Raw genomic sequence first — 26,178 nt, forward strand, 5'->3', positions numbered from 1 at the left:
AGATTATGTTGTCACCCCGATAATACCATACAAATGTGCCGTAAAAAACACGCTTCTGCCATACTTTTTGATTATTCTTAGGTCAAGCAAGAAAAACAAAAAACATTCCAGGGGGAAACAAAAATGAACAAGACAAGAATCATGACTATCCTATCCGTTGCAGGCTTATTTGTCGGAGGTGCCGCACCAGTACTGGCAGCAAGCGACTCAGCAGCCCAGAACGGAACAGCCACTCAGGAGCAAATCAAGTCAGGCGAATGCACAAATGAAGGCGCAAAAAAACAAGGCAACGAAGAGGCAACCATGAAGCGCGCCCGCGAGAAAAGCGGAACGTGCGACGGAACTGGTACGCAAGCCAAGCAGGAGAACAAGCAAAATGCCACCGGCGAAGCAGACGGTGACGGCAACCAATACGGTGCGGCCGAAACGGACGCCACTGACAACGACGGCCAGAATGGCGTCCGCGATCAATCTTGCCAAGCCGAATAACAGTCCTTTATAACCAAAAACAGCAGTGGGTGCCTCGAATCGAGAGGCACCCACTGCTGTTTTTTTGTTTTGAAAGGAGAAAGCGTTGCTCTTGTCGGATTCTTCCCGGTTATCCGACATCCTACGGCAAGACCGCGCTCTGGTTGTCGGATTCTTCTCGGTTATCCGACATCCTACGGCAAGGCCGCGCTCTGGTTGTCGGATTTTTCCCGGTTATCCGACATCCTACGGCGTGGCCGCGCTCTGGTTGTCGGATTTTTCCCGGTTATCCGACAAGATTTCATATGATAGACCCTATTCCCCAAGTATCTAGGTTCTTCAACCGATCCAACGCTTTGTCCAATAGCCCATGACCACCAACAGCAGCATATAAGCAAGGAAAAGGACGTCATTTCCGGAAAATCCGAAATCGTAATAGTAGGTCCGGCTCTCCTTGCCGGAAAAACGTTTCGCTTCCATAGCCACGGCGATGCGATGCGCACGCCGGATGCTGCCGGACAAGAGCGGGATTGTGTAGACTTTCATCTTGAAGAGGATGCCCCGCAGTCCCCTCGCGCTTTCGCCGCCGCGCACCTTGCGGGCATTGCGGATCGTATCGAACTCATCTGTCATGATCGGGATCAAGCGCAGCGCAGCCATGAAACTGTAGGCGTATTTCGGATCCAGCCGCAGCTGCTGCATCAGCGAATAAAATAAATTGACCGGTCGGGTCGTCAATGCAAAGGTCAGACCCAAGACGGCAAAGACAAACGCACGCAAGCCGATCAGCATGCCCCGTAAGAAACTTTCTTCGGTGATGCGGATCAATCCCCATTCGAACCAAAGCGTCTGCCCGTTCCCGAACAGGATCATGGCGGAAGCGGTCGACACGAAAATCGCGCAGAACGGAATCAACAGCAACAAGATCCGCTTCAGCGGTTGTCCCGTGAACAGCAGGAAAAGGAGCAACAGCCCGATTCCGATGAATGCCATCATCTCAAGATTGCGGACAAACAACACAACGATGCAGACCAGCAACGCCATACCCAATTTCAGGCTGGGATTGACGCGGTGGAGCCAGGTTTCTTTGGCCAGTTCCCATTCCTTCATCCGCACAGCCCCCCTTCCAAGCGCAGATCAGCGCACAACTCCGCCTGCGCGTCGGCAACAGAAGCGGTCATGTCGCGGATTTCTCCTTCGGCAACTGTCCAAAAAGCTGTCCCGTAATGCCGGGCGAGCACTTCATCGTGCGTCACCATCAGGATCGCAGCGCCCTTTTTGCGGTAGCTCTCCAAAAAACCCAGCAAAGCGAAGGTGTTTTTGGAATCCAGCCCGAAAGTCGGTTCGTCCAAAAGGATCAAACGCTGGCCCTGGATGATCGTCGCCGCTACGCTCAACCGCCGTTTTTGCCCCATTGAAAGCTGGAAGGGATTTTTGTCCCTGTGTCCGCTCAACTGGAAAAGCTCCAGATGTTCCTCCACTAGCCGCCCGATTTCCAGCTCTGCCTTCCCGTCCAAACGGAGCGAATAGGCCATCTCCTCATAAACCGTGTTCGCCACGAACTGGTACTCCGGATTCTGGAAAACGAAAGCCACCCTTTCAGCCAATTTCTTCACTTTTTTGATCGGCTTTCCCTCCAGTTCGCAGCGGCCGCTTGTTTTGATGAACTGCATGACGGCATGGAGGAAAGTGCTTTTGCCGGCTCCGTTTTGGCCTTGGATGATGACCCATTCACCAGGACAGGCCGCCAATTCGGTTCCTTCGATTTTGGTTTCCCCGTTGCGGAAGCCTTTGAAATCCCGCAGCTCCAACAATGGATTTTGCCTTTCAAGGAACGCCTCCCCTCTTTGCAGCGGCGACTCTTCCAGCTGACGTTCCCATACGCCCGGGAACCAGATGCCTTGCTCTTTCATTTCATCCTTGTAGGCCGAGAAGATTGCTTCGTTCGGCCCATCGGCGATGATGCGGCCGGATGCATCGAACAAAACAAGGCGTTCGGCCAACGCCAGCACATGATCGATCTTGTGTTCCACAATGACGACCGTTTTGTCCCTGCAGACTTGCTGCAGAACTTCCCAGATCGCCTTCGTTCCTTCCGGATCCAGCATGGCCGATGGTTCATCCAAAAAGAGCACTTCGGGATCCAAAAGCAGCACCGAGGCGATCGCCAGCCGCTGCTTCATCCCGCCGGAAAGGCTTGCGATCGGGATGTGGTTGTCAGCCAGTTCCAACCCCACCTGTTGGAGCGCAAAGTCTATTCTGGCAGCCATTTCCTCGCGCGGAACCGCCAGATTCTCGAGCACGAAAGCGAGTTCCTCGTCGACATACGGCATGCAGAACTGGCTGTCCGGATCCTGGAAAACGTAACCCCAGGAAGCCGGCGTCGCGATTTTGTCGGCCTTCACCGGGACTTCGATCGATTGCGGAATCAGCCCGCTCAACACTTGCAGAAGCGTGGATTTCCCGCAGCCGGACGGTCCCAAAAGCAGCACTTTTTCGCCCGGGGCCACCGAAAAGGTCAAGTCTCGGAACAACAACTCGGCATCACCGGGAAATTTCAATTTCAGCTTCTCGACATAGATTTGCTGCTCCATTTCCGCCGTCCTCCTTAATCCATATCCGTGAAATCTTCAGTCGTAAGCGGGCGGACAAGGTTCGTCACGCCGGTATCCTCCAAAACTTCCGCCAAGTAGTAGGCCAGCACACCGGCAAAGAAAATCGAGCCGGCAAAACGGGCCAATAAGTAAAGCGCCAAGTTCCAAGGAGCCAGCTCCGCAATCTGCCCGTTCAAAGCATCCACCAACAGCGAGCCCACACAGGATGCCGAAGCCGCCAAAGCGGCAACCTTCAGGTCAAAACGTTTGTAGCGGAAAGCCATGAACACCAATTCCGCAAACAATCCCTGCACCACACCGGAAAGCAAAACCGTCAGACCCCAAGGCGATCCCAAAAGGAATTCGCCCGAAGCCGCAGCGATTTCCGCCAACAGTGCCACACCGGGCTTGCGGATGATGAAATAGGCGACGGTACCGGCGATGAACCACATGCCGTACAGCAGCTGATCAAGATGCAGACCCAACGGCTGGACTGCGTAATACACTGTCCCCCATAGGATGTAGACGATCCCGAATGCGATGGCGATGACGATTGTCACCAAAATATCTGTAAGCTTCAATTCTTTTTTCATTTATTCTGTCTCCTCTTTGTGTTTTATTTGGTCTCTTATTTCTCCAACGGTACCGGCCATGTCTCCATCTGGTAGGCCATTTCCCAAAAAGCGTATTCGTACTGGCTGCTGATGATGAAATGCTCTTTCATCCTTTCGCGGTCCGCTTCGCTCACAGCTGCGGCGATTTTATCCAGATGAGCGATCTGTTCATCCACCCGGTCCTGAAAATCCTTCCCGCCATAGGTAGCGATCCATTCCTGATAGATCGGTTCCTCCGGTGCTGCGTCCTGGAAGGTATCCCCGATTTCAGCGTAGAGCCAGTAGCAGGGCAGGACCGCGGCGATGACATCCCCCAAATGCCCCGAGTGGCCGGCCTGATAAAGATGGGAAGTGTAGGCATAAGCGGTCGGTGCGGGTTTGAAGAGTGCTCTTTCTTCCGCAGTGATGCCCAGCCTTTTCGAAAATTGTTCATGCAACCCGATTTCGGCGCTGTACGTGTGCTTCGCAAAATCGGCGAACTGGTTGGTCGTCTCGATGTCCGGTGCTTTGGCCGCACCAAGGGCCAAAATTTTGGCGAAGCGCGTCAGGTAATAGGAATCCTGCTGGATATAGAAACGAAAATTTTCCAAAGGCAAGGTTCCGTCCCCGATCCCTTTCACAAACGGATGCTCCATACTGGCTGCCCAGATCGGTTCGACCGCTTGGCGGATTTGTGCTGAAAATGTCATTGCTGTCCCTCCATAAGCTGTGAGCGCTCCGCCAGATCCCGATCGATCCTGCCGGCCGCTCTTATTTTTTCAAACAAAAAAACCACTCTCTTCCCAACGGAAAAAAGTGGTTGTATGTTCCTTATATGATAGGGACTTACTTAGCCAAAAGAGGCTGCCACTTCCCTACGCTGGTACAAACCAGATCAGGTTCTAAGGGTCTCGAAGTCCTACTTCGATCTCAGCTTTTTGGCGGACAGTCATCCGCCGGTAAAGCACCCCTAGTGGTTAAAAAGAATATTCAGTTCATTTGTTGTTATTCTAATCGTATCATAATTTTTCCGGAAGTCAACTTGAACCGTTGCACAAAACCTTAGCGTATCTTGTTGTTATTCACCATATGCAGCCAACAACGCTTGTCCATCCGCTTCAAAAACCTGCAGTGCCTGCAATGCCAAATCCTTGTTCAGCATACTGTTCAGGACATCCGGAGGGATTGTGGCGGTATGGGCGCCCGACTCCAAGGAATCGATGACTTGTTGGGAATTTTTGAAGCTCGCTGCCATGATTTTGGTCTTGTATCCTCTAGCATCGATGAATGTCCGCATGGAACGGATCGCTTTGAATGGATCGATCGCATTGTTCAGCATCCTGTTCACATAAGGTGCCAGATAATCGCATCCTGCGGTGGCGGCCAGGATCCCCTGATCTGCAGAGTAGATCAGTGTACCCAGGATCGCTCTTTCCGGATCATCCTTTTTCACTTTGTTGATTGTTTCCAAGCCTGCTTGTGTCACGGGAATCTTTATCGAAAGTCGGTGATTTGCATCAAATGTCTTGATTGCTTCATAATCGGCAAACATTTCTTCAGAAGTCGTACCCAGCAATTGCACAAAAAGTTCCGTCGGCTCCAAAGCCAATAAATCTTGTAATTGTTTGAAGCGACTGCCGGAACCGGTCGACAAAATCGTCGGGTTGGTGGTGACTCCTTTCAGAAATCCGCTTTTCAAAAAACTTCCGATTGCTTTGATGTCGTTCGAATCTATGTACATATGCTACTACCCCACAGTTTCAGTGATTTTGATGATGGTGCCTTCCGCGATTTCGTTCACTGTTTTGTTTTCAACATACAGCGAGCCTGCCAATTCAGCGACTGTTTCTCCGCTGAAGTTGATGGTGATGTGCCCCAGATCCCTGAGGTTTTTGTTGACCACATTACCTACGGCTGTGACGCGATAACTATCGTCGCCGATAACCAACGCGTGTCCTAGTTGAATATCCTGCTCCAGTGCATTTTGTTCGATCAGGAAGCAATAAGGACGCAATGCTTCTGGAGCATCGTCTCCGAACAATACCATCATATCTTCAGCTAAAAACTCCTTAGCATTAGGTCCGATTTCTGTGACTACCGTTGAATAAATTGACATTTTTCTTCACCTTTTCCGATTATTAGTTTTTTTATTTTCTTAATACAATCCGAAGCTTGCTAACCAAGCGACGAATACGCGGGGCACACCGTTCAGGAATCGAGAGTAAAGAACGGATGGCACGCCGACTTCTACTGTTTTAGCTTCTGCTTCCTGCAAGCCTAACCCGACTGGGATGAAATCGCAAGCATTTTGTGTATTGATGGCGAACAAAGCCGGTAATGCTAAGCTTGGTTCGATATTGCCTTTGCCGATTTCGACACCGATCAAGGTTCCGATTACTTGTGCGATTACAGCACCAGGTCCCAATAGCGGAGAAAGGATAGGCAAGGAGCAGATGAACCCGATGACCATCAAGCCCCAGACATTGCCTGCCAACGGAATCATCAGTTTAGCGAACATATTGCCGATGCCGCTGCCTTGGATGATACCGATCAGCATCGCTACAAATGCCATGAACGGGATGATTGTCTGCAAGACTGTCTGCACCGCTTCACGGGCTGATTGCAGCATGATGGCAATCCCTTTACCTGCAGCCAAACCGATTTTTGCTACTATGCTGCCTTTTTCTGCGTTTTGTTGCGTCAGCTTTTTGTCTGTAGTGTAAGCGACTTTCTCTTCAACTACTGGTTCTGCAGCTGCTACATTTGCCGTCTCGCCAGTGACTTGGATTTGATTCAGGCCAACGCTCGAAACATAGATTTCTTCGTTAATGTATTTAGCCAAAGGACCGGATTTGCCGGTGGCAACGACGTTGATTGTCGGGATCCCTTTTTGAGGATAGATGCCGCATCTCAAAGTGCCGCCGCAGTCGATGATAGCCAGCGCCGTTTCATCATCCGGAATGGATGTTTTGAATCCATTTATAGCTTCCATCCCTGTAAGTTCAGCGATTCTGTCGACAATGGCAGGTTTTTCCCCTCCGCCGACGATGTAGATGAATTTATGTTTTTGTTCTGTTGGTGTGATGATCAGTGGTCCGCCCCAGCCGCCGGAACCTTTTTCAATTTTGATGCTGTTATATTTTGTCATAATGAATACCCCTCTCATTCTCATGCATTCGGTCTGTTATATGCAACATTTGCTTCGTCTTTATTATTGAACTTTCGCGGTTTTGCTCAATTGGATGCCGGACTTTTTGCAGACATAAGCAGTTGTGAAGTCGGTTACGTATGCGCCTACAGCATTCATCACAAGCCCGACAAGCAGATAGCGGATAGCCAGTGGTGTGGTGCTCAAGCCTAACGTTTCAACGCCTGAAGCAATTCCCAGGAATACGAACAATTCACCTGCATTGATATGTGGGAAAAGACCGTTACTCGTGTGGTTGTATTGCGCAAGTGCCGCGTAGAAACTTGGCTTGTAGAATTCTGGCAAAAATCTTCCTAAGGTGAATGATGCGGGATTCCCCAACATGAAGGCTGCCAAGAAAGGCAAAATACAGTTTCTGACCAAGGAATACTTGGAGAAGCGTTGTGCGAGGCCATTGATTTTTTCCTCACCGATCAGTTTAATCACGACGTTCATGAATACCATCAGCATCAAGACGATTGGGACGATGCCGGTCATCCAGCTCATAAATGTATTTGCACCTAATTGAAATAATCCGATAAAGCTTTCTGCACCTTTAACTAGAAAGTCCATATTTAACACTCCTTATTATATGTATTATTTCTTACACGATTTACCCGAACTTAATGTTTGTAATTTTTTTGGTCAGTTCCTTAAATGGCGATTCTTTCTCCGGAATGATTTCTCCGTTGATGAACATCCGGTAATTAGTGACCGCATTCATGATGGTTTTGCGCGTGATCTTTATTTCCGACAGCACATCCGGATCCTCCGCTTTGATGGCTTCGATCAGTCTGCCGTTGAAATTGTTGTATGGTTTGAACCTGGCCAAGATTGTTGTCCCCTGAAGCTTTTTGCCTCTGACGATGACGCCTTCCGCATCCAGTTGGAACATGATGATCGTTCCGGAAGTCAGTTTCCCTGCCCGTTTGCCTATCGCAACTCTGCCGTCCGCCTTCAATTCGTTGTATTCAGTGCCGAAATGTTTGATCTGAAAAAAACCCAATGCGCTTTGGATCAAAAAAGCGCCGACAACCAGAATACCTAATGCAAGCATATTATTCATCTATTTTGTACCTCTTTTCTCCAGCATCTCAATCAACCCTTGTACATCATCCACTTTTTTCAAATCATTGATCAAAGTGGGATCATTGATGACCTTAAAGACAAAATCATACACTTGCATCAATATTCTTTCTTGCTGCTCAGAAATGTTCTCGGGTGTCACCAGAAATAACATCAAGGAAAAAGCATCATTGCGGTTGGCCATCGTGATGTTTCCCAGGACAAACACCAACTTATTGATGTTGGGGTCGGTCAAATGCGGGAAAGCTACCTTATTTTCGTAAATCATCGTATGTCGTTCTTCTTTTTCCACGAACCGGTCCAGGATATCCTCGGACAGACGATATCTTCTGGAAAGGTAGGACATGATTTCTTCCAAATAATCAAAGTAACCCATTTGACCTTTCAGATTGATGAGGTGATAACTGATGTTCTCATTCGTCAGGTATTTGATGTTATATTGATCTTTCTCCACCGCATAGATCTTTTGGGCCAAATCATCCGGGCTGACCAATCTGTCGATCTTGATGACAGGGACTTCGGTATCCACGGAGATCTCTTCGGTTGTGAACAGCAGTCGGAATCGCTTCAATTTTTCTTTCGGCAGACTGTCGGTGTTCAGGTGAACGATATTCATCTCATTTCCGACTATTTCTTTGATCTGCCTGCTGATCAGCTCAAAACTCCCTCTTCCAAGATTAGTGATGATGCCGACATCCTTTGTACTTTTCCCTTTGGAATCGTTCGCTTGCCTTTCGTCCAGCATCAGTGCGTAATACACAGCCAGATAGCTGATGTCATCCGCGCTGGCGCTCAATTGGTACAACCGATTCAGTTCGGAAAGCGAAATCTTCGCCAACTCGAAAGCCAAAGGATACTTGAGTTTGATCTGTTCCAGATACAGATCCGTATTCGGAATCCGGAAGACGAGCCTGTTAATCAAGAAAAGCAGATGATATTTGACTTTATTGAAGAAGGCTTCTTCATCGATCTCGATCATGACCTGATCGCGTACCGTCTGCAGCATGCTGGAAACGACTTGTCTCAAAACCTCTTCGTTTTCGGTATTCTCCGTTCCTTTTACGTAAGCGGAGTTCCTTGTGTTGATCGGAAAAGAGAGAAAAGCAATTTCATGGTCATTCAATGAAACCGAAAATTTCTTTTGCAACAGTTGGATATAGGCGATGATGTTTGCCGAATCCGCTTCGAAGTTTTTGTACATCGGGATCTCGGAATCGATCGTATGTCCCTGCGCTACTCTGTGAACGCTTACAGCCAAAGCCTTATAAAGCAGTTCTTTTGCCTGCTCATCCAACTTGTAGGCTTGGCCTAGTCCGTCAAGTGCCCCCTGAATTTCTTGGTCCGGCAGAAAGGTCATCTGCAGCAGCTCGAAGACTTCATAGATGAGAACCAGGCGGGTGCCGAATTCACTGCACTGGAAGGTGATGCCTTTGTTCGGAATTCCGACGACTTTCGCATTGTATTTCTCCAAAAGCAGCTTCAGCTTTTTAAGGTCGTTATTCACAGTGCTCCTGCTTACGCTCATTTCTTCGGAGAGGTCTCCGATATTCAGATACTCTTCTGTGCAGATCAAGCGGTATAACAGATAAGCGACTCTGCATTCTACTTTATTGAAGTCCTGATGGATGTTGTAACGAAGTGTGTTGAATATGTTCACCCCCTCCTTTCTGACGATGGCTACTTGCGATTCCTCCGTGTGCCGGATTGTTAAGAACCCCTTGTAGACATCGTTCAATTCCGAAATGATCGTTTTGATCTGATAGCTGTTTTTTCCCGATGCTTCCTCGAGACTTTGAAAATCTGTGTCTTGATTTGAAAGTAAACTTCTCAGCAAAACTTCTCTATCGCTTGCCGTTGACATGTAAATGCCCCCATACTATCCTCTAGATTTCCCGCCTGTAATGTTGATTGTTGTACCAGTGATATAAGCGGATTTGTTGGAAGATAAGAATGCAACCAAGTAGCCGATTTCATCCAATTTTCCGACGCGCCCCAGTGGAATGCTCTTTTCATACCCTGTGTCCAATTGCTCAACCGGTATGTTTCTTGTGTAAGCCAATGCTTCATTGTAGGCAGGAGTTGTCAATCCTGTTTTTTCGTTGATCCCCGGTGCGATACCGACGACTTTGATGCCAAATTTCCCAAGTTCTTTTGCCCATGACCGCGTGTAAGAATTTGTAGCGCCTTTAGTTGCTGAATAGATGCTTTGACCGACCGAACCTTCCATGCCGGACTCGGAAGAGATATTGATGATTGTGCCTTCCACTTTGTTCTTCAGCATGTTTCTGACGACGGCTTGGGTAGTGAATACCATTCCTTTTTGATTGACTGCTGTCATTTTGTCGAATGAGGCTTCATCGATTTCGTAGTTTCTTTCGTCACTGTAGACATCCACCAATAAACGCGGCAAGTTCATGCCTGCATTATTGACCAAGACATCGATCTTGCCAAATTTCTCAACAGCTTTTTCGACCATTGCCTCGATACTCTCGATGGAAGTCACATCTGTCTTCACATTCAGTTTACCATAAACACTTGTTCCCGTTTCAACACTTAAATCCGCTACAACGACGTTTGCGCCTTGTTCTTTCAAGTGATCCGCGATGTGTAATCCGATGCCTGAATTTCCTCCTGTAACGATAACCGTTTTTCCGTCTAATTCCAACCAGTTGTTTGCCATAATTTTTTGTATCCCCTTTCAATCTCTATATTCCAGAGTATAGACCAAATAAAAAATAAATTAATACAGACCTCGGACCGGAAAAGGTGTCCGGTTTTTGAACTAATTCAACTGCTGGAATTTGGTGGGAGAGGGGTTAACATAATGATGTGGGTCCGATTCAGGAAAAAGCGCGCCATCATTGGGAAAAACTGATGTTTTACGCTTGCGGTTTCAGGAGCAGCAAAAATTTTTTCAATTAAAATACCGAATTAGTGCAACCATCCCTTCGCTGCAGTGCTATTATCTTTGAACTAATCGGACCTGTGAAATTGAAAAAAATAGCAAGGAAACTAGAAATTCTTCGACTTATCAGCAATGCAAACTATTTCATACGTCCCCTTCGACGAACCAAATCAAGTACGCTACAATGATGTAAGCAACTTAAAGGAGGAAAACTCAATGCGGATGGTCAACCCTAGCCAAGCTCGAAAAATCTTTTATCAATTATTGAAAGATGTCAACGAATCCCATGAACCCGTCTATATATCAGGAAAAAAGGAAGAAAGTGAAGCGGTTATGGTCAGCAAAAAAGATTGGGATGCTATCCAAGAAACCTTGTACCTTCGACCTTCTGGAGCAACTGACAGCATCCGCGAACGTAAGCATGAGAACGAATTCGTTGCTCTGGAGGATATCGATTGGGATACTCTGTAAAAATAGCAACCTCAAATATGAATGACAGAGGACTGTCTTGCTGAGACAGTCTATTTTTGTTTGATCCCTCACTCAGTATAAGGTTAGCGGGCACTTCACCGGTTCCTCCGGTGAACGGAGGACTCGCCGGAGTTCCGCATATATTTTTTTGCGTTCTCCGATGAGGAAAGCTTCGTCGGAGCTGCGGCTGAATGTTTCCGGTGTCCTCCGGGGGACGGGCGCCTTACCGGAGCTGAGAGCCGATTCCGTCGTTCTCCTCCGATTAACAGGCACACATACCAAAAAAAGCAGCACGGAATCCCGTAAATGGGTTCCGTACTGCTCGAGTCGATTCATTTAATTGGAATTACTGATAGTTCTTTATTCAACCGTAACCGATTTAGCCAAGTTTCTTGGCTTGTCGACGTCATAGCCACGGTGAAGCGTTGCGTAGTACGCCATCAATTGGGTCGGAACGACTGTCATCAGTGGCGCCAACGCTGGGTGAACAGCCGGCAAGATGATTTGGTCGTTGTCGTTAGCCAATCCGTCCATCGCGAAGACGCAAGTGTTTGCGCCGCGCGAACGCACTTCTTCGATATTTCCACGGGTATGGCTTGCCATGTCTGCTTGAGTAATGATAGCCAATACAGGTGTTCCTTCTTCGATCAAGGCGATCGTACCGTGCTTCAATTCGCCGGCAGCAAAGCCTTCCGTCTGGATATAAGAAATTTCTTTCAGTTTCAAAGCAGCTTCCATCGATACGAAGTAATCCAAACCGCGTCCGATGTAGAAAGCATTGCGGGTGTTCGGCAAGTAGATGTCGGCCAATTCAGCGATGCGCTCTTTGTCATCGATGATCGCTTCCATCGCATTTGCGACGATCCCTAATTCATGGACCATGTCGATGCCCATATCATGACCGATTTTCGCGCCTAACGCATCCGACAAGACGGCCAAGACAGCGATTTGCGCCGTGTAAGCTTTTGTTGAAGCGACTGCGATCTCAGGACCTGCATGCAACAGCAACGTGTAGTCCGCTTCACGCGACAAGGTTGAACCAGCCACGTTTGTGATCGTCAAAGCTGGGTATCCCCATTCTTTTACTTTCACCAATACTTGGCGGCTATCCGCAGTCTCCCCACTTTGGGTAAGGAAGATAAAGAACGGATTGCCTTTCAATAGGGGTGGGTTGTAGGAAAATTCGCTGGCGACATGCACTTCTGTCGGGATCTGTGCAATTTTTTCCAGATAATGTTTCCCTACCCAACCGGAATGGTAGCTTGTTCCGCAAGCAACGATATGGATGCGGTCAGCTTCTAACATAGCAGTGACCAATTCTTCAGGAACAGTCAAGCGACCTTCTGCGTTTTGGTATCTTTGGATGATGTTACGCATAACAGCAGGCTGCTCATCGATTTCTTTCAACATGTAGTAAGGATATGTCCCTTTTTCCAGGTCGCTGGCATCGATTTGGGCCGTATACGGATTACGGATTACTGTTTTTCCGTCCAACTTTTCGATTGTGACGCCATCAGCCGTCAATGTGATCATTTCACCGTCATGGATCTCCACATATTGATTCGTGATCTGAACAGTAGCCATCGCATCACTGGCAACGACGTTGAAGTCATCGCCCAAACCGATCAACATTGGGCTTTTGTTTTTGGCCGCGTAAAAGACGTCCGGTGCTTGTGCATCCACTAAAGCGAAAGCGTAGGATCCTTTTACGATCGACAAAGCGCGGCGCAAAGCTTCTTTACCATCCAAGTTTTCATCCGCAGCAAGTTTACCGATCAGCTGGACAACGATTTCCGTATCCGTTTGGCTGACGAAAGTAACACCCGGGAAGTATTCATCCTTGATTTCTTTGAAGTTCTCGATGACTCCGTTGTGGACCAATGTAAAACGGCCATCCGCCGATTGATGCGGGTGCGCATTCTCTGCACTCGGCACGCCATGCGTTGCCCATCTTGTATGTCCGATGCCTACATGCGCATCGACCTGCTTGTCGACGATTGCACGCAAATCCGCGATGCGGCCTTTTTCCTTGAACACATGACCTTGGTTCTCAGCGTCTACGACAAAAATACCGGCTGAATCATAACCACGGTATTCCAATTTCTCTAATCCATGCAACAATACCTCTTGTACATTGCCTTTTCCTACATATCCAACTATTCCACACATAAGCGTAAAAATCCCCTTTTATCTCGATTTTTTCTGGGTGTGGGGATTGATCTCTGTAAGACCGTTTCGGGCTCTGAGGCCGCAAAAGGGTCTTTTTTGCTTCAATCCTGTAGACTACACTTGCCTTGGGTCATCCGCCGAATCCTTCGATAAACCCAATCCTCGTCACTTCAGGGCCAATGTTCCTGTGCTCCCTGAAGTCTGGCGCTATCCATTTGCTCTTCCTCTATCCTCCTAGCCTTATATTTTCCAGAATACATGCATTTTATCCTACAAACAGTTCTATTGTCAAAATGTTTTTAATCTTGTTTCACTCGTGATGCCGGTTTCAGACATTATTTAAGAAAAAATTATACTCGTTGGGCCGATTGACTCAGTCAATCGGCCCAACGAGCACAGTTTGCATACCCAAAATGGAAAGCCGTGCTTAGGCTACTTTATAAGCGTACTTCTCGACGTTCTGTTTGATGCTGCCCAGGATTTTTTGATTGTCGATCCCGGTTATTTCCGGAATGATTTTATCCAAGCCTTTTTGCAGGATCATTTCTTTCAGTTCTTGACATTGTTCATCTTCCGGGTCGAAATAATTGAAGACCATTCCGATCGTTTCCAGCAAGTGGAACGGCATCTCATCGAGTTGGGTCAATTCAACCATCGGACGGATGAAGCGCTCATGATTGCCCAACTTTCTCAGAGGCGTACGCGCCACCCGGGAAATCGCGTCGGAAATGTATTTGTTTTGGAAACGGCCGATGATTTTCTCGATATATTTCTCATGTTCCGCTGCATCGAATCCCCATTTCGCGATCAACAATTTGCCGGTTTCATGCAAGACGGAACGCAATTGGATGACGACCAGATGATCCTGCATCGCTTCATCGATGGTTTCGTAGCCCTGCAGAGCGCCTGTGTAAGCTACCGTAGCGTGTCCCGTGTTGACGCTGAACAGCTTGCGTTCAATGTAAGGCTCCAGATCGCTCACATAGGAAACACCTTCGAGGCGGATCGGGCTTTTGCAGGCGGTCCCTTGTACGACCCACTCGCTGAAGGGCTCCACTTGCACAAAGAGCGGATCCGCATGTTGCTGCATCGGAACGATACGATCCACTGCCGCATCCGGAAATCCGACGTATGCGTCAAGGTAAGCAGTATCCGTACAATATTTCTTGACTTCCTCCGCCAAGAACGTCGAGCCGCCGATCATATTTTCGCAGGCGATGATATCGATGGGCTGCTGGATGTTCCGGGCTGCACGCGCCTCAATCCCTTGCGCAATCAATTGCGCGATTCTAGGCAGAATATTCGGGCCGATGGCGGTCGTGAGGAGATCCGCTTCCACGATCGCTTCCACGACTTTGTCTGCTTCCTTGGCATTGTTCAAGCCGGTGACGTTTTCGATCTGGATCTGTTCGCGTGACTCGTCCGCCAACTCGATCGTATACGCGCCGCGCGTTTTTAAGGCGTCGATGATTGTTTCATTCACATCCACAAAGGTGATTGCGTACCCATTGTGATTCAAAATTTCCCCGATAAAGCCGCGGCCGATGTTTCCGGCGCCAAAGTGTACTGCTTTCATTTTCATCTCTCCTTATGCAATGGCTAAGCTGCCAGTGATTTCATCTTTTGTCAAAGCGTCCGCCAAAGTCACGACGTTATCCACGTCGCTGCAATACAGCGCGATTTTTTGGATCAACTGCAAGTGGTCATCCCCGACCCCTGCAATGCCGAACAGAACGGTTGCCAATTTTTCTTCCTGCTCGTCGCCGAAGTCAACGCCGTCAGGCACTTGTACAACGCAGATGCCTGATTTTTTCACGTGGTCCTTGGCTGCATCAGTGCCATGGGGAATTGCGATGAAATTCCCCATATACACTGACAACAGCTGATCCCGTTGCACCATGGCCTCCACATAATCCGAGTCCACACAGCCTGCTTCCACCAATTTTTGGCCGCAAAAACGGATGGCTTCTTCTTTTGAAGCAAAAGCTTTATTCAAAACGATCATTTCTGTATCTAAATTATTCATCTAAATCTTCCTCTCCTTAGGCGATTTGCTTCAAGCTGGCGACGACGCTCTCATATTTCGGCGTTGTGATCAGACTGTCGACTGACAGATGGACGGCTTTCGGAAATTTTTGCTTGGCCGCTTGTGTCAGACTGTTTTTGCTGATCACCAACGTCTGCGGAGAGGCCTGCAATTCGTTGATGTGCATTTTTTTCAAAGGTATTTTCAGCGCTTCTCTTTCCAATATCCGTTCCACTACTTTTTGCCCCATAGTCGCGGAGCCTTTGCGGTCATCATGGACCAAAATGATTTCATTGATGTTCGCCAAGTCAAAGTCCAGGACTGGCGCTGGTGTTGCAACGACGGTTTTTTTCAGATTGGTACCGGACAAGGTAGCCACGATTTCATCGTATTTTGGCGAATTCAGGAAATTCTCGATCGCCACAAAAGTTGCATTCGGTGCTTTCTGTTGGGCTCGATTCTTCAGTTCTTCCTGAGTGACGATCAACGTGTTGGCTGCATCCGTCAGATTATTGATGGCGCGGTTGGTGACGTCTTGCGGTAACCCAGCTGCGTTGATTTTTTTGCGCAGGATAGAAGCGCCCATTGCGCTTGATCCCATCCCTGCATCACAAGCAAAAATGATGTGTTGGATTCCGGTCATGTTTGTCATGCTTGTTTGTCCCGCTAAGCCTTTTGCGCTTAATTTTGCGGCTTGGGTCGCTTTGACGCTTTCTTCAAAAGTATCGACCGCTTCTTTGGAGTCGGCTTTCAAGATGACTGCTGCTACCGCAAATGACGCTGCTGCACCGGCGATGACTCCCAAAATGACCGGCAGATAGGATCCCATCGGTGTCATGGCCAAAATCGCGATGATCGAACCTGGTGAAGCCGGAGCCCGCAAACCTGCACCCAACAGTTGGAACACAAAGCTTCCGGAAACGCCGCCTGAGATGACTGCCAGAAATAACATCGGTTTCATCATGACGTAAGGGAAATAGATTTCGTGGATCCCGCCCAAGAAGTGGATAATCATAGCTCCTGGTGCTGTTGATTTCGCTGAGCCTTTGCCGAACAGGGTGAAAGCCAACAACACGCCCAGACCAGGACCAGGATTTGCTTCAAGCAGGAAGAGGATCGAACGGCCTGTTTCGCTGGCTTGTTCTGTTCCTAACGGTGTCAAGATGCCGTGGTTGATTGCATTGTTCAGGAAAAGAATTTTTGCTGGTTCGATGAAGATATTCGTTAAAGGAATCAATTGTGCGTTCAGGATCGTTTCCACCCCAGCCGCCATTGCTTGTGTCAAACGGTCAACCACCGGGCCGATAGCCTGAAACCCTACAAGTGCCAAAGCGAATCCGATCAAGCCTGCCGAGAAATTGTTGACGAGCATTTCAAAACCGGTCTTGATTTTGCTCTGGAACATCGCATCAAATTTCTTGATCACGAAACCGCCCAACGGTCCCATGATCATGGCACCCATGATCATCGGGATTTCTGTCCCTACGATCACACCCATTGTGGCGATGGCGCCGACTACCGCACCGCGTTCGCCTGCGATAACCTTACCTCCTGTATAACCGACCAACAGAGGGATTAAATACGTTAGCATCGGGACTACCATCGAAGCGAAGGATTCATTCGGCAAGTAGCCGTCCGGGATAAATAATGCCGTTAAAACTCCCCAGGCGATGAGCGCCCCTATATTCGGCATCACCATACTCGAAAGCGTACTGCCTAACTTTTGAACCTTTGCCTTCAGCGAGGCTTGTTGTGTCTGTTCCATCTTTTGTTTCTCCCTTCAAACTGTTTCTTTTGATGTCTTTATTGTATGCGCTTCCCTTTCGGGTTTATAGTCGTGCTTTGGCACGTTTATTTGTGCCAGGTCTTGATACGCGTATTCGGGCGCCGTTGCCGTTGCTAGGATCTGCACTGTTCTTCTCCGGGGAACGGAGGCTTCACCGGAGTTCGGCCCACATTCTGCTTGTGTTCTCCGATAAGCACGGCTTCATCGGAGTTAAGTAGGATTGTTACCGACCAACTCCGGGGAACGCCCTCTTTACCGGAGCTACAACAGCTTTCCTTCGCGTTCCTCCGGCTAAGCCGGCGCACGAAAACAAAAAAAGCAAGCAACATTCCACCGAGTGGGACGTTGCTTGCTTTTTGCACTTCATTTGATTTGTGTCTGTTAGCTATTTTGGAGAATGTTTTGGACCGCGCGCAGATCTTTGGCATCGCTCAATGCCATCACGTTATCGATATCCGAGCAGAAAAAAGCGATGTCCTGCAAGGCTTCTAATTGTTTTTCCTTCAAGGCTACCACAAAAAGAATCGTTGCGATTTGCGGTTCCTTGCCGCTGCCGAAGTTGACGCCGTCAGGCACCTGAATCAAACAGATGCCCTCTTCTTCAATATAGGCCTGCCCGTCGCTGTCCCCATGAGGCAAGGCGACAAAATTACCGACGTAGACACTCACTTTGCGATGGCGCGCCAGCATCGATTGGATGTAAGGCGGGGACACCAACTCTTGCGCCACCAGAAATTCTCCGGCAGCGACGATCGCGGCTTCGGCGCTGCTGTACGTTTGATCCAACAGAATATGCTCATCTTTGATTGTAATCATGCGGATCCCTCACTTCCTCAGTTTTCATTTCTTCACTTCTTCGATCAAGAGCGCGGACAACAGTTGGTAGATGATCGCTTCATTGCCGGAATTGAAGATTTCCATCCCCAAATCGTTCATGATGATCGCTCCACTGATTTTCCCCAGCATTTTGGCGACATTCTCTTCGATTGGATCGGGTGCCAGCATGACCAGCATCCGGGTTAAAGTCATCGTTTCTTTATCCATGCCGACTATTTCCAGCGGCGTCTGCAGATCAAAGACACAAAAACAAGGCTGCAGGACAGCGGCATGGGAGGCATGGAACAGAGCGAAATGGGTATTGGGGATCCCGATCGGCGCTTGCTGATAGCGATTCATCAATTTATCCCGGACCAGTGCCGGCTCCGCAACGATTTCAGAGGAAATGTTTTCCACGGCCAAAGCAACCGTTTCGGAAATGTTGGCGCTGTTTTCCAGCGGATTGACGAAAAAGTGCTTCAACAGTTGATTGATTTCATCAATGAACGTCATGACTTCCTGATAGTCATCATTTTCGGGCAGGCTCGGCTTCGCCGTGGGTTGAATATGCCTCTTCGTATGATCGATTGCACGGAACGCTTCCTTGAGCTGCTTGATCTCGTCCTCCAGAAGCAAAGGTGAAATCAACAGATATTTCCCGCTGTAGCCGGGCAACAAGGAAGTGGAGATGGTCAAATCGAACTTCTCCTCCAGATTGCGTTTCCCCAGATCGGCGATGCGGAAAAAGACGATTTCATTGATGAAAGGAAAATGTTTCCGCAAGCGCATTTCCAGCATGCGCGTCGAAGCCAGGCCGCTTGGGGAAATGCCGGCGATATCCACCGCAATGACTTTCGGGCTGCGTTCCAGCGAATTGGCGAAATGCAGCACCATATAGGCGATCTCCTCTTCGGAAAATTCCTGCTGCGGGAACACTTTAGGCAAGGCATTGCGGATCGCACCCGCAACTTCCGAATATTGCGCCATGATCCGTTCCAGGATAGGATTATTGAGGTTCCCTTGATTGAGGACGGCACGACTCAATGCCGCGGAAAGATGCGTCAAGAGCATTTTATACAGATTGGCATCCTCAAAGAAATTGACTTCCGCTTCGCGGCTGACGTTTTCGATCAATTGCTTCACTTGATACGCCAAGCGCGTATCAAAGCTTTCGTTAAAAAAATCGTTATCCAAGTCGCTGAAGAAATCGCCCAACAGATTAGCGAAGAAAACGACTTCGCTGACAGCATACAATTGCTTCGTGTGGGCTGCGATTTTGGCGAAAATTTGCTTCGCCAAATCCAACAACTCCTTATTGATCTGGCTCGCATAGGAATCTTCCACCAGGTGGTAGCCGCGCGGGACGCGTTCCATGGAAATCGTCAGCATCAAAATCAAAAATTCCAGTTTCCGATCGCTCAAGTCGGAAAAACGCGGCTCGACGATTTCGCGCACCAGTTTTTGGGCAAAAAGCAACTGCTCTTGATTGACGAATTGCAGAAAGAAACTTTCCTTATCTTCCAATTCCGAAAAGTGGAAGAAGTGATACTCGTTGATTTCGATGCCCAAAATATTGGCCAACAGGAGCCGTCGATACTTTTCGCTGCCGGCAAGCTCATAACCGCGGTTACGCGTGATCGTCAAGGGCAGGCGCGCCAAACGCAGCTCCAACTGTTTGATGTCGGCAAAAAAGGTGGTGTTGCTGATCAGGTATTCATCCAAAAAAGTCTGCATGCCGATCGGCTCATCGCTGTTCAACAGCTGCAGCAAAATGGCATGCTGGCGTTCCGTTGCGGACAATTCGGAAGGCTCATCCTCGGAAAGGATGGAGATAATTTCCGCTCTGACGGCATCCTCAGCGATCAAGCGGTAACTGCCCCGGCTGGCTTTTTCCAACTTTGCCCCGATGGTTCCCAAAGAAAGCTCCAGATTCGCCAATTCGCGGTAGACCGTACGCTTGCTGACTTTCAGCAGGCTCATCAAGCGTTCCACGGTGACCGGCGAGGCAGAATGCAGCAATTCTTTTAAAATGATGGTCTCTCTAGGCGTCAGAAACATCCGACAAGTCCCCCCTTAATAGTTTCTCGTATTTGTTTGTTGCAATAAGATGCTCGACGACCAGCAGCGGGCACTCCGGCAGGACGTTTTCAGCAGTAAAGTTTGCAGTGACGATATAGAGATTCCTTTGGTCCGCAATCACCTGGTCCAAGGGCTGCTTTTCAACGTCCACCCTAACATTATGTTTTTCCGCCAAATTGCGGAACGCTTGCACCGCCATAGTCTGCGAACCCCGCACGCCATCTGCGTATAAAAAGATGACTTTTTGATACGGCAGTTTTTCCCCGAGCTGTTCTGGAGCGGCATCGTTTTCTTGTTCATCCGTCAGCAGCGCCAAAACTTTCGTATACTCGGACTGATCCAAAAAATTTCCGATCGTAACAATTTGGGCATGCGGCGCTTGAAACTCGGCCAAATGCTTCAATTCATTTTGGGTAATAAGCAACAAATGCGGATCATCCTGCACGCGGTAAATGGACGTGTAATCCACCGGGATGGCGAGGCCGCTCTTTTTCAGTTGTTGCCGCATCAGACTGGCACCCATCGCACTTGAGCCCATGCCCGCATCGCACGCGAATAAAATTTTCTGAACTTCCGTCACTTTCGTCACCTTTTCTGAAATTTCTTTTTTTGTCTGGTCTTTTCTGATCACGAAGGCAGCCAGCAAAAAACTTACCAGCGTGCTTACCGTAATGCCGCAGGCAACCCCCAGCAACATATCCTGCGGCGTATTCGCCAGAATCGTCACGATCGATCCAGGCGAAGCCGGCGCTTTCAGACCCACTTGAAACAACTCAAAAACCAGCGTGCCGCTCATCCCGCCAAAAATGACTGCCGCGAACAACCTGGTGTTCAACAAAACAAACGGGAAGTATATCTCATGGATCCCGCCGATCAGTTGGATCATAAAAGCCCCACTGGCACTGGCTTTCAGTTCTTTCCGGCTGAACAGAATGAAAGCCAACAGAACCCCCAACCCCGGACCGGGATTTGTTTCGATCAGAAACAGAAGCGACGTTCCTGCTACCTCCGTCTGTTCAATCCCCAATGGCGTCAAAATGCCGTGGTTGAGCGTATTGTTCAAGAACAAGACCTTCAGTGGCTCTATAAAAATGTTTGTCAACAACAGCAGATTCCGCTGGATCAACCAGCCGACAAGCAGACTGATTTGCTGCGTGACGCCCGCAATGAACGGACCGATGAAGACCAAACTCAAATAGCCGAGTAGCATGCCGATGATCCCTGCTGAAAAATTACGGACCAGCATTTCATACCCTGCTTTAACCCTCGGAAAAATATATTTATCGAAGAGAAAAACGTTCCAGCCTGCCAGCGGACCTATCACCATGGCTCCCAGTATTTGCGGGTCTTCAGAATCCACGAGCATGCCGATCACCGCGATGGCCGCCACGACTCCGGCCCGTTTCTCGATCAAGCGCCCCCCGGTATAGGCAATCAAAACAGGGAGGAGAAACTGAATCATGAGGTGATCCATTTCGATAAAGGATTGTTGAAGCGGACCCTGAAAATATTGGATAAGCGTCGTTATGATCCCCCAAGTAATGAAGACGCTGACGTTCGGCATGATCATTCCGCTGAGATAATGGCCAAACCGCTTTATTTTCAGTAAATCAAACGTTGCTTCCTTCGCATAGGATCGTTTTGGTCTTCTCATGATCACACCTCCCTTTCATTTATACCAAGGTACATCCCGCATCACGTTGGTTTCGCTTACATTTCCGCGCATGTTTCCAACTCATTATACATATAATCATACGCTTGTGTACATTTGCAATCATTATCCTGAATGGCAAATGCTGAAAAATAAAAAAGCCGTGAAGCACCACCATTGCAGTGTTCCACGACCCTAAAATGTTTTACTGGCTTTCTATCTTAGATGCCGATTTCGGCTTTTACGACATTTACGATGCGCATAACGTAGTCATGGCATTTTTCATCCGTTTCAGCTTCAGCCATAACGCGCAACAACGGTTCTGTTCCGCTTGGGCGCACCAAAATGCGGCCTTTGCCTGCCATTTCAGCTTCCACTTCTTCAATGACAGCTTTCACAGCCGGAATCTCCATTACGCCATCTTTTTCGGAAACGCGTACGTTTACCAATTCTTGTGGGTAAAGCGTCACTTCATCAGCCAATTCGGAAAGTTTTTTGCCGGTTTGTTTCATGACGTTCAACAATTGAATACCCGTCAAAAGGCCATCCCCGGTCGTGTTCATTTCAAGGAAGACAACGTGTCCGGATTGCTCGCCGCCCAAATTATAGCCATTTTTGCGCATTTCTTCAACAACATAACGGTCGCCGACTTGTGTCTTCAAGGCAGTCATGCCTTCAGCTTCCACCGCTAAATGGAAGCCTAGGTTACTCATGACAGTGGAGACGATTGTATTTTGATTCAATTTATTGCGTTCTTTCAAATATTTACCGCAAATGAACATAATTCTGTCGCCGTCAATTATGCGCCCATTTTCATCCACAGCGATACAGCGGTCGGCGTCGCCATCGAATGCCAAGCCGACATCCGCTTTTTTCTCAACGACAAATTTACCTAGGACATCGGGATGCGTGGAACCAACGCCTTTGTTGATGTTGATGCCGTCCGGATTTGCACCCATTGTATAGAAGTCTGTTTCCAAGTCCGCGAATAAACGATTGACGACCGGTGATGCTGCCCCGTTTGCCGCATCCAGGCAGACTGTGATGCCGGAAAGATCGTCCGGGATAGTCGTCTGCAAATATTGTGCATATTTCAGGACGCCTTCAGGATATTCATCCACCGTACCCAAGCCGTCTGCGGAAGGTCTCGGCAAATCGTCCCCTTCTTGATCCAAATAGGCTTCGATTTCGTATTCCTGTTCATCCGACAATTTGAAACCGTCAGATCCGAAGAATTTGATGCCGTTATCGCCTGCAGGATTGTGGGATGCAGAAATCATGACTCCAGCAACGGCACCTTGAATACGCGTCAGATAAGCAACGCCGGGTGTTGGAATGACTCCCAATTGCAATACTTCGATACCTACTGACAATAAGCCGGAAACCAATGCATATTCCAACAATTGGCCAGAAATTCTCGTATCACGCGCAACCAGCACAAGCGGATGTGCGATATCTTTTGCGTGCTGTCTTAGGACATATCCTCCAAAACGGCCTAATTTGAAAGCTAATTCCGGCGTCAATTCGCTGTTCGCAACGCCTCTGACACCGTCTGTTCCAAAATATTTACCCATTACCTGTTAATCTCCTTTAGATTTTTCATTTATTTTCTGTTCCTGGATTAGTTTATTTTTATGAGCTGCTCTCCGATTGACCTTCTGCGCTGTCCAGACTATCCGAAGCGGAAGATGCGATAGCGCTGCTTTCGTCGGTGGAAGAGGAGGATTCCCCTTCATCAGTGATGGCCTCCGAATCGGCTGCAGCTTCGGAAGCATCCGACACGCGGATGTTTACCTTGATTGTGGTCGGCGTAGCCGTCAAAGTGTCATTCGGGACCGGGATCGTGAGTGTTTGGGTGGTGTTGCTCTCCACACCCGTGACACTGACCGGCAGCATCACTTCATCAATTTTGGCAAGCACAGACTTATCGCCTGTCAAGGTCACACTGGATTCCCCATCCACTTCAATCGTATAGATTTTGCCTTCAAGCGGAACACCGATCTGTTGGATGACCAACGGCACTTCTTTCCCGTAAAGAGAAATCGGAATCCGGACGGAAATTTCCTGTGGATCGATGGAAACATTCAACTTATTCCCACCCGCGTCCACTACTTGTACTACAGTATTCATATTCACAGTATTTGTCAAGCCATTTTCAGCCGCAACCGTCACGTAAACACTATCCACACGGCTTATCGTCGAGGCCGGTCCGGTCAACGTTACGGTGTCCGCACTCAGTTCCGGAATACCCGCTAGATATTGCGGATCGACCAATGATTCATCGAAGCGGACTTCCACCGGGCTCTCGATGGCAACCCGCTCCTCAATGACGACATTCACACGCGATGGCGTGATCGCATAGTCGATTTCATTCGAGAGATTTTCGGCTGTCAACTGGATCGTATGGTTGCCCGGCCCCAGTTCGTCCAGGTCTTCTGTGACGATGCGGTAATCCGCAGCGGAAATCGTCTGCACGAGTACGCTATCCGGCCCGGTCAGGGTCAAAACCACCGTTTCCGGCAATCCTGAAATGAAATACTCGTCCGTATCGATATTCACTTGGATCGGGACATTCGAAATGGTTTCCCGCTTGCTGGTGCTGATGGAACTGTTGCTGGTACTCGTGGACCAGCCATAGTTTTCTGAGTAGACATAGGCGAACAACAATAAGGAAATCAAGAAAGAGAGGCCTCTGACGACCCACTTATTTTCCAAAAACTTATCGTCTTGCTGCTTTTTCATTCAGAACCACCCCACTTCGTATTGTCAAAGAAATCCTGAATGAAATTGGTAGTCTTTTCTTCCTCTTCCTCCACGACTAAATGTTCCGTCAGGTAGGCGACAAAATCATCGCGGTTCATTTCACGCAACAGGCTCGTCTTATGGGCAATGCTGACGCCCCCGGTCTCTTCCGAAACGATGATCGTGATGGCATCGCTGACTTCACAAAGGCCGATTGCGGCACGATGCCTTGTTCCCAGTTCCTTCGGGATGAAGGAACTTTCTGATAACGGCAGATAACTTGCTGCGGTCGCGATTTTGTAATCCTGGATGATGACCGCGCCATCGTGCAAAGGCGTATTGGGGATGAAAATATTGATCAGCAGCTGGTTGGTTACCTCTCCGCCGATCCTTATCCCCGTTGCAGCGTACTCGTCCAGCAAACCTTGCTGCTCGATGGATATCAATGCTCCGATTTTCCGCTTTGCCATATATTGGACAGCCTTATCCAACTCCGTCACCAAGCGTTCACTCATATTGACCGAGCGTTTGGCTTTCTTTCTGAATCCGGTCTTGCCCAGATGCTCCAAACCTCTTCTGATTTCCGGCTGGAACACGATAATGACCGCCACGACACCCCATTGGATGACACGGTTCATGATCCAATCTATGGTCTGCAACTGAAGCGTGACCGCAGCCAGTTTGATCAGCACGATGATCCCGATACCTTTCAGCAATTGAATGGAACGCGTACCTTTTAAAATCATGATCAACTTGTAGACCAGATACCATACCAATAGGATATCCACTATATCAAAGGCATTGCTCCAGGTGATCACTTCTCCCCAATCGATTGACACATGCGCACCTCCACGTTCAAAGTTATATCGTCAATTATATCACAAATAATCCGACCGAATGGCATTGATTCCTTGAGAAAGCGCTTCAGGAGCGTTACAATGGAAGCAGATGGGCACTCGATCTCAGCTGAAGCCTATCGTTTGCAAATCCGGCTCACATTGCTATACTTAGTTTATAATTATTACAATAAAATAATTAATTTAAATTAGGAGGAATTCAAATGAGTATCGATTTTAAGGACCACGGCAAAAAACCTTACGTAGTGAACATCGAGGACGCAACCCTGCAGAACGAAAACTACCGCACAACCATCTGGACCGGCGCAAAATTACAGGTGACGGTGATGACGATCCAACCGAATGATGATATCGGATTGGAAGTCCACCATGGCATCGACCAATTCATCCGCATCGAAGAAGGCGATGGCCTGTGCGTGATGGGCGACTCAGAGGATGATCTGTATTTCGAACAGAAAGTTTCCGACGATGACGCTGTCTTTGTCCCTGCCGACAAATGGCACAACATCACCAACACAGGCGACAAACCACTCAAGTTGTATACGATCTATGCAGGCCCTGACCACGTGCCCGGAACCGTCCACCCGACCCACGAAGATGCAAAAAACGACCCAAACGAACATTAAAAATTGGAAGAAGGGGCTGCCTCGCTTTGGTGTGCCACCCGTCAATAGGACAGTAAAATATTTAAACAGTTTTACAGACTGCTCCCAGTAATGTGGGGGCAGTTTTTTTCCGTATATAAACC

Annotated in this window: 24 protein-coding genes and 1 riboswitch; of the genes, 3 read left to right on the plus strand and 21 right to left on the minus strand. The window is 48.4% G+C overall.

Annotation, left to right across the window (positions count from 1 at the left end; translation table 11 throughout):
• The first annotated feature begins 123 nt into the window (after positions 1 to 123).
• On the plus strand, positions 124 to 489 hold the full coding sequence (locus tag C8U37_RS03900; protein ID WP_108031963.1) for a hypothetical protein: 366 nt from the start codon (positions 124 to 126) through the stop codon (positions 487 to 489).
• 318 nt (positions 490 to 807) lie between these two features.
• Here C8U37_RS03900 and C8U37_RS03905 read toward each other — a convergent pair whose 3' ends face one another.
• The 11 genes from C8U37_RS03905 to C8U37_RS03955 form a co-directional block, all read right to left on the minus strand.
• On the minus strand, positions 808 to 1,578 hold the full coding sequence (locus C8U37_RS03905) for an energy-coupling factor transporter transmembrane component T family protein (protein WP_108031964.1): 771 nt from the start codon (positions 1,576 to 1,578) through the stop codon (positions 808 to 810).
• Positions 1,575 to 3,062 (minus strand): ABC transporter ATP-binding protein, encoded by a 1,488-nt coding sequence (locus C8U37_RS03910; RefSeq protein ID WP_108031965.1) that lies wholly within the window; start codon positions 3,060 to 3,062, stop codon positions 1,575 to 1,577. The genes C8U37_RS03905 and C8U37_RS03910 overlap by 4 nt, the downstream gene beginning before the upstream one ends.
• Positions 3,063 to 3,076: 14 nt before the next feature.
• The gene (locus tag C8U37_RS03915; protein ID WP_108031966.1) at positions 3,077 to 3,655 is read right to left on the minus strand and encodes an ECF transporter S component; all 579 of its coding nucleotides are present in this window, start codon (positions 3,653 to 3,655) and stop codon (positions 3,077 to 3,079) included.
• Positions 3,656 to 3,690: 35 nt separating this feature from the next.
• Positions 3,691 to 4,365: a thiaminase II gene (tenA, locus tag C8U37_RS03920; protein ID WP_108031967.1), complete on the minus strand. Its 675-nt coding sequence runs from the start codon at positions 4,363 to 4,365 to the stop codon at positions 3,691 to 3,693.
• Positions 4,366 to 4,510: 145 nt separating this feature from the next.
• Positions 4,511 to 4,637: riboswitch (TPP riboswitch) on the minus strand.
• A 96-nt stretch (positions 4,638 to 4,733) separates the two neighbouring features.
• Entirely contained in the window at positions 4,734 to 5,396 is a 663-nt protein-coding gene (locus C8U37_RS03925) for a transaldolase family protein (protein ID WP_108031968.1), read from the minus strand.
• 6 nt (positions 5,397 to 5,402) lie between these two features.
• Positions 5,403 to 5,771 carry a PTS glucitol/sorbitol transporter subunit IIA gene (locus C8U37_RS03930; protein WP_086630045.1) on the minus strand — a complete coding sequence of 123 codons (369 nt, stop codon included), beginning with the start codon at positions 5,769 to 5,771 and terminating at the stop codon, positions 5,403 to 5,405.
• 39 nt (positions 5,772 to 5,810) lie between these two features.
• The gene (srlE, locus tag C8U37_RS03935) at positions 5,811 to 6,803 is read right to left on the minus strand and encodes a PTS glucitol/sorbitol transporter subunit IIB (protein ID WP_108031969.1); all 993 of its coding nucleotides are present in this window, start codon (positions 6,801 to 6,803) and stop codon (positions 5,811 to 5,813) included.
• A 63-nt stretch (positions 6,804 to 6,866) separates the two neighbouring features.
• Positions 6,867 to 7,415, minus strand: coding sequence for a PTS glucitol/sorbitol transporter subunit IIC (srlA, locus tag C8U37_RS03940; RefSeq protein ID WP_068561270.1), 549 nt, complete (start codon positions 7,413 to 7,415; stop codon positions 6,867 to 6,869).
• A gap of 40 nt (positions 7,416 to 7,455) precedes the next feature.
• Positions 7,456 to 7,908, minus strand: a complete 453-nt coding sequence (locus C8U37_RS03945; RefSeq protein WP_108031970.1) for a transcriptional regulator GutM — start codon at positions 7,906 to 7,908, stop codon at positions 7,456 to 7,458.
• Positions 7,909 to 9,789 carry a BglG family transcription antiterminator gene (locus tag C8U37_RS03950; RefSeq protein ID WP_108031971.1) on the minus strand — a complete coding sequence of 627 codons (1,881 nt, stop codon included), beginning with the start codon at positions 9,787 to 9,789 and terminating at the stop codon, positions 7,909 to 7,911.
• 15 nt (positions 9,790 to 9,804) lie between these two features.
• Positions 9,805 to 10,608 (minus strand): sorbitol-6-phosphate dehydrogenase subunit, encoded by an 804-nt coding sequence (locus C8U37_RS03955; protein WP_086630049.1) that lies wholly within the window; start codon positions 10,606 to 10,608, stop codon positions 9,805 to 9,807.
• A gap of 441 nt (positions 10,609 to 11,049) precedes the next feature.
• Between C8U37_RS03955 and C8U37_RS03960 the strand changes: the two genes are divergently transcribed.
• Complete coding sequence (locus C8U37_RS03960; RefSeq protein ID WP_108031972.1) at positions 11,050 to 11,304, plus strand: type II toxin-antitoxin system Phd/YefM family antitoxin; 255 nt, start codon at positions 11,050 to 11,052, stop codon at positions 11,302 to 11,304.
• A 360-nt stretch (positions 11,305 to 11,664) separates the two neighbouring features.
• Here the strand turns inward: C8U37_RS03960 and glmS are convergent, their stop codons facing one another.
• The 10 genes from glmS to cdaA form a co-directional block, all read right to left on the minus strand.
• Positions 11,665 to 13,473 (minus strand): glutamine--fructose-6-phosphate transaminase (isomerizing), encoded by a 1,809-nt coding sequence (glmS, locus tag C8U37_RS03965; protein WP_108031973.1) that lies wholly within the window; start codon positions 13,471 to 13,473, stop codon positions 11,665 to 11,667.
• Between the two features lie 427 nt (positions 13,474 to 13,900).
• Complete coding sequence (locus C8U37_RS03970; protein ID WP_108031974.1) at positions 13,901 to 15,049, minus strand: mannitol-1-phosphate 5-dehydrogenase; 1,149 nt, start codon at positions 15,047 to 15,049, stop codon at positions 13,901 to 13,903.
• 12 nt (positions 15,050 to 15,061) lie between these two features.
• On the minus strand, positions 15,062 to 15,499 hold the full coding sequence (locus tag C8U37_RS03975) for a PTS mannitol transporter subunit IIA (RefSeq protein WP_108031975.1): 438 nt from the start codon (positions 15,497 to 15,499) through the stop codon (positions 15,062 to 15,064).
• A 16-nt stretch (positions 15,500 to 15,515) separates the two neighbouring features.
• A complete protein-coding gene (locus tag C8U37_RS03980) occupies positions 15,516 to 17,264 on the minus strand; it encodes a PTS mannitol transporter subunit IIBC (RefSeq protein ID WP_108031976.1) in 1,749 nt (582 codons plus the stop codon).
• A gap of 402 nt (positions 17,265 to 17,666) precedes the next feature.
• The gene (locus tag C8U37_RS03985) at positions 17,667 to 18,101 is read right to left on the minus strand and encodes a PTS mannitol transporter subunit IIA (protein ID WP_108031977.1); all 435 of its coding nucleotides are present in this window, start codon (positions 18,099 to 18,101) and stop codon (positions 17,667 to 17,669) included.
• Positions 18,102 to 18,125: 24 nt separating this feature from the next.
• The gene (locus C8U37_RS03990; RefSeq protein ID WP_108031978.1) at positions 18,126 to 20,159 is read right to left on the minus strand and encodes a BglG family transcription antiterminator; all 2,034 of its coding nucleotides are present in this window, start codon (positions 20,157 to 20,159) and stop codon (positions 18,126 to 18,128) included.
• Complete coding sequence (locus C8U37_RS03995) at positions 20,143 to 21,834, minus strand: PTS transporter subunit EIIC (protein WP_108031979.1); 1,692 nt, start codon at positions 21,832 to 21,834, stop codon at positions 20,143 to 20,145. Before C8U37_RS03995 ends, C8U37_RS03990 begins: the two co-directional genes overlap by 17 nt.
• A 218-nt stretch (positions 21,835 to 22,052) precedes the next feature.
• Positions 22,053 to 23,405, minus strand: coding sequence for a phosphoglucosamine mutase (glmM, locus tag C8U37_RS04000; protein WP_108031980.1), 1,353 nt, complete (start codon positions 23,403 to 23,405; stop codon positions 22,053 to 22,055).
• A 58-nt stretch (positions 23,406 to 23,463) separates the two neighbouring features.
• Positions 23,464 to 24,573 (minus strand): CdaR family protein, encoded by a 1,110-nt coding sequence (locus tag C8U37_RS04005; protein WP_108031981.1) that lies wholly within the window; start codon positions 24,571 to 24,573, stop codon positions 23,464 to 23,466.
• Entirely contained in the window at positions 24,570 to 25,412 is an 843-nt protein-coding gene (cdaA, locus tag C8U37_RS04010; RefSeq protein ID WP_108031982.1) for a diadenylate cyclase CdaA, read from the minus strand. Before cdaA ends, C8U37_RS04005 begins: the two co-directional genes overlap by 4 nt.
• 221 nt (positions 25,413 to 25,633) lie before the next feature.
• Here cdaA and C8U37_RS04015 point away from each other — a divergent pair, with 221 nt between their 5' ends.
• Positions 25,634 to 26,056: a cupin domain-containing protein gene (locus C8U37_RS04015; RefSeq protein ID WP_108031983.1), complete on the plus strand. Its 423-nt coding sequence runs from the start codon at positions 25,634 to 25,636 to the stop codon at positions 26,054 to 26,056.
• The last annotated feature ends 122 nt before the right edge of the window (positions 26,057 to 26,178 follow it).

The sequence above is a fragment of the Trichococcus patagoniensis genome (genome assembly GCF_003051085.1).
Lineage (GTDB): Bacteria > Bacillota > Bacilli > Lactobacillales > Aerococcaceae > Trichococcus > Trichococcus patagoniensis.

Excerpts from the sequence above, each read along its gene's own strand:
- C8U37_RS03900 (WP_108031963.1), top strand. The coding sequence starts at position 124 with ATGAACAAGACAAGAATCATGACTATCCTATCCGTTGCAGGCTTATTT.
- C8U37_RS03905 (WP_108031964.1), bottom strand. The coding sequence starts at position 1,578 with ATGAAGGAATGGGAACTGGCCAAAGAAACCTGGCTCCACCGCGTCAAT.
- C8U37_RS03910 (WP_108031965.1), bottom strand. The coding sequence starts at position 3,062 with ATGGAGCAGCAAATCTATGTCGAGAAGCTGAAATTGAAATTTCCCGGT.
- C8U37_RS03915 (WP_108031966.1), bottom strand. The coding sequence starts at position 3,655 with ATGAAAAAAGAATTGAAGCTTACAGATATTTTGGTGACAATCGTCATC.
- tenA (WP_108031967.1), bottom strand. The coding sequence starts at position 4,365 with ATGACATTTTCAGCACAAATCCGCCAAGCGGTCGAACCGATCTGGGCA.
- C8U37_RS03925 (WP_108031968.1), bottom strand. The coding sequence starts at position 5,396 with ATGTACATAGATTCGAACGACATCAAAGCAATCGGAAGTTTTTTGAAA.
- C8U37_RS03930 (WP_086630045.1), bottom strand. The coding sequence starts at position 5,771 with ATGTCAATTTATTCAACGGTAGTCACAGAAATCGGACCTAATGCTAAG.
- srlE (WP_108031969.1), bottom strand. The coding sequence starts at position 6,803 with ATGACAAAATATAACAGCATCAAAATTGAAAAAGGTTCCGGCGGCTGG.
- srlA (WP_068561270.1), bottom strand. The coding sequence starts at position 7,415 with ATGGACTTTCTAGTTAAAGGTGCAGAAAGCTTTATCGGATTATTTCAA.
- C8U37_RS03945 (WP_108031970.1), bottom strand. The coding sequence starts at position 7,908 with ATGAATAATATGCTTGCATTAGGTATTCTGGTTGTCGGCGCTTTTTTG.
- C8U37_RS03950 (WP_108031971.1), bottom strand. The coding sequence starts at position 9,789 with ATGTCAACGGCAAGCGATAGAGAAGTTTTGCTGAGAAGTTTACTTTCA.
- C8U37_RS03955 (WP_086630049.1), bottom strand. The coding sequence starts at position 10,608 with ATGGCAAACAACTGGTTGGAATTAGACGGAAAAACGGTTATCGTTACA.
- C8U37_RS03960 (WP_108031972.1), top strand. The coding sequence starts at position 11,050 with ATGCGGATGGTCAACCCTAGCCAAGCTCGAAAAATCTTTTATCAATTA.
- glmS (WP_108031973.1), bottom strand. The coding sequence starts at position 13,473 with ATGTGTGGAATAGTTGGATATGTAGGAAAAGGCAATGTACAAGAGGTA.
- C8U37_RS03970 (WP_108031974.1), bottom strand. The coding sequence starts at position 15,049 with ATGAAAGCAGTACACTTTGGCGCCGGAAACATCGGCCGCGGCTTTATC.
- C8U37_RS03975 (WP_108031975.1), bottom strand. The coding sequence starts at position 15,499 with ATGAATAATTTAGATACAGAAATGATCGTTTTGAATAAAGCTTTTGCT.
- C8U37_RS03980 (WP_108031976.1), bottom strand. The coding sequence starts at position 17,264 with ATGGAACAGACACAACAAGCCTCGCTGAAGGCAAAGGTTCAAAAGTTA.
- C8U37_RS03985 (WP_108031977.1), bottom strand. The coding sequence starts at position 18,101 with ATGATTACAATCAAAGATGAGCATATTCTGTTGGATCAAACGTACAGC.
- C8U37_RS03990 (WP_108031978.1), bottom strand. The coding sequence starts at position 20,159 with ATGTTTCTGACGCCTAGAGAGACCATCATTTTAAAAGAATTGCTGCAT.
- C8U37_RS03995 (WP_108031979.1), bottom strand. The coding sequence starts at position 21,834 with ATGAGAAGACCAAAACGATCCTATGCGAAGGAAGCAACGTTTGATTTA.
- glmM (WP_108031980.1), bottom strand. The coding sequence starts at position 23,405 with ATGGGTAAATATTTTGGAACAGACGGTGTCAGAGGCGTTGCGAACAGC.
- C8U37_RS04005 (WP_108031981.1), bottom strand. The coding sequence starts at position 24,573 with ATGAAAAAGCAGCAAGACGATAAGTTTTTGGAAAATAAGTGGGTCGTC.
- C8U37_RS04015 (WP_108031983.1), top strand. The coding sequence starts at position 25,634 with ATGAGTATCGATTTTAAGGACCACGGCAAAAAACCTTACGTAGTGAAC.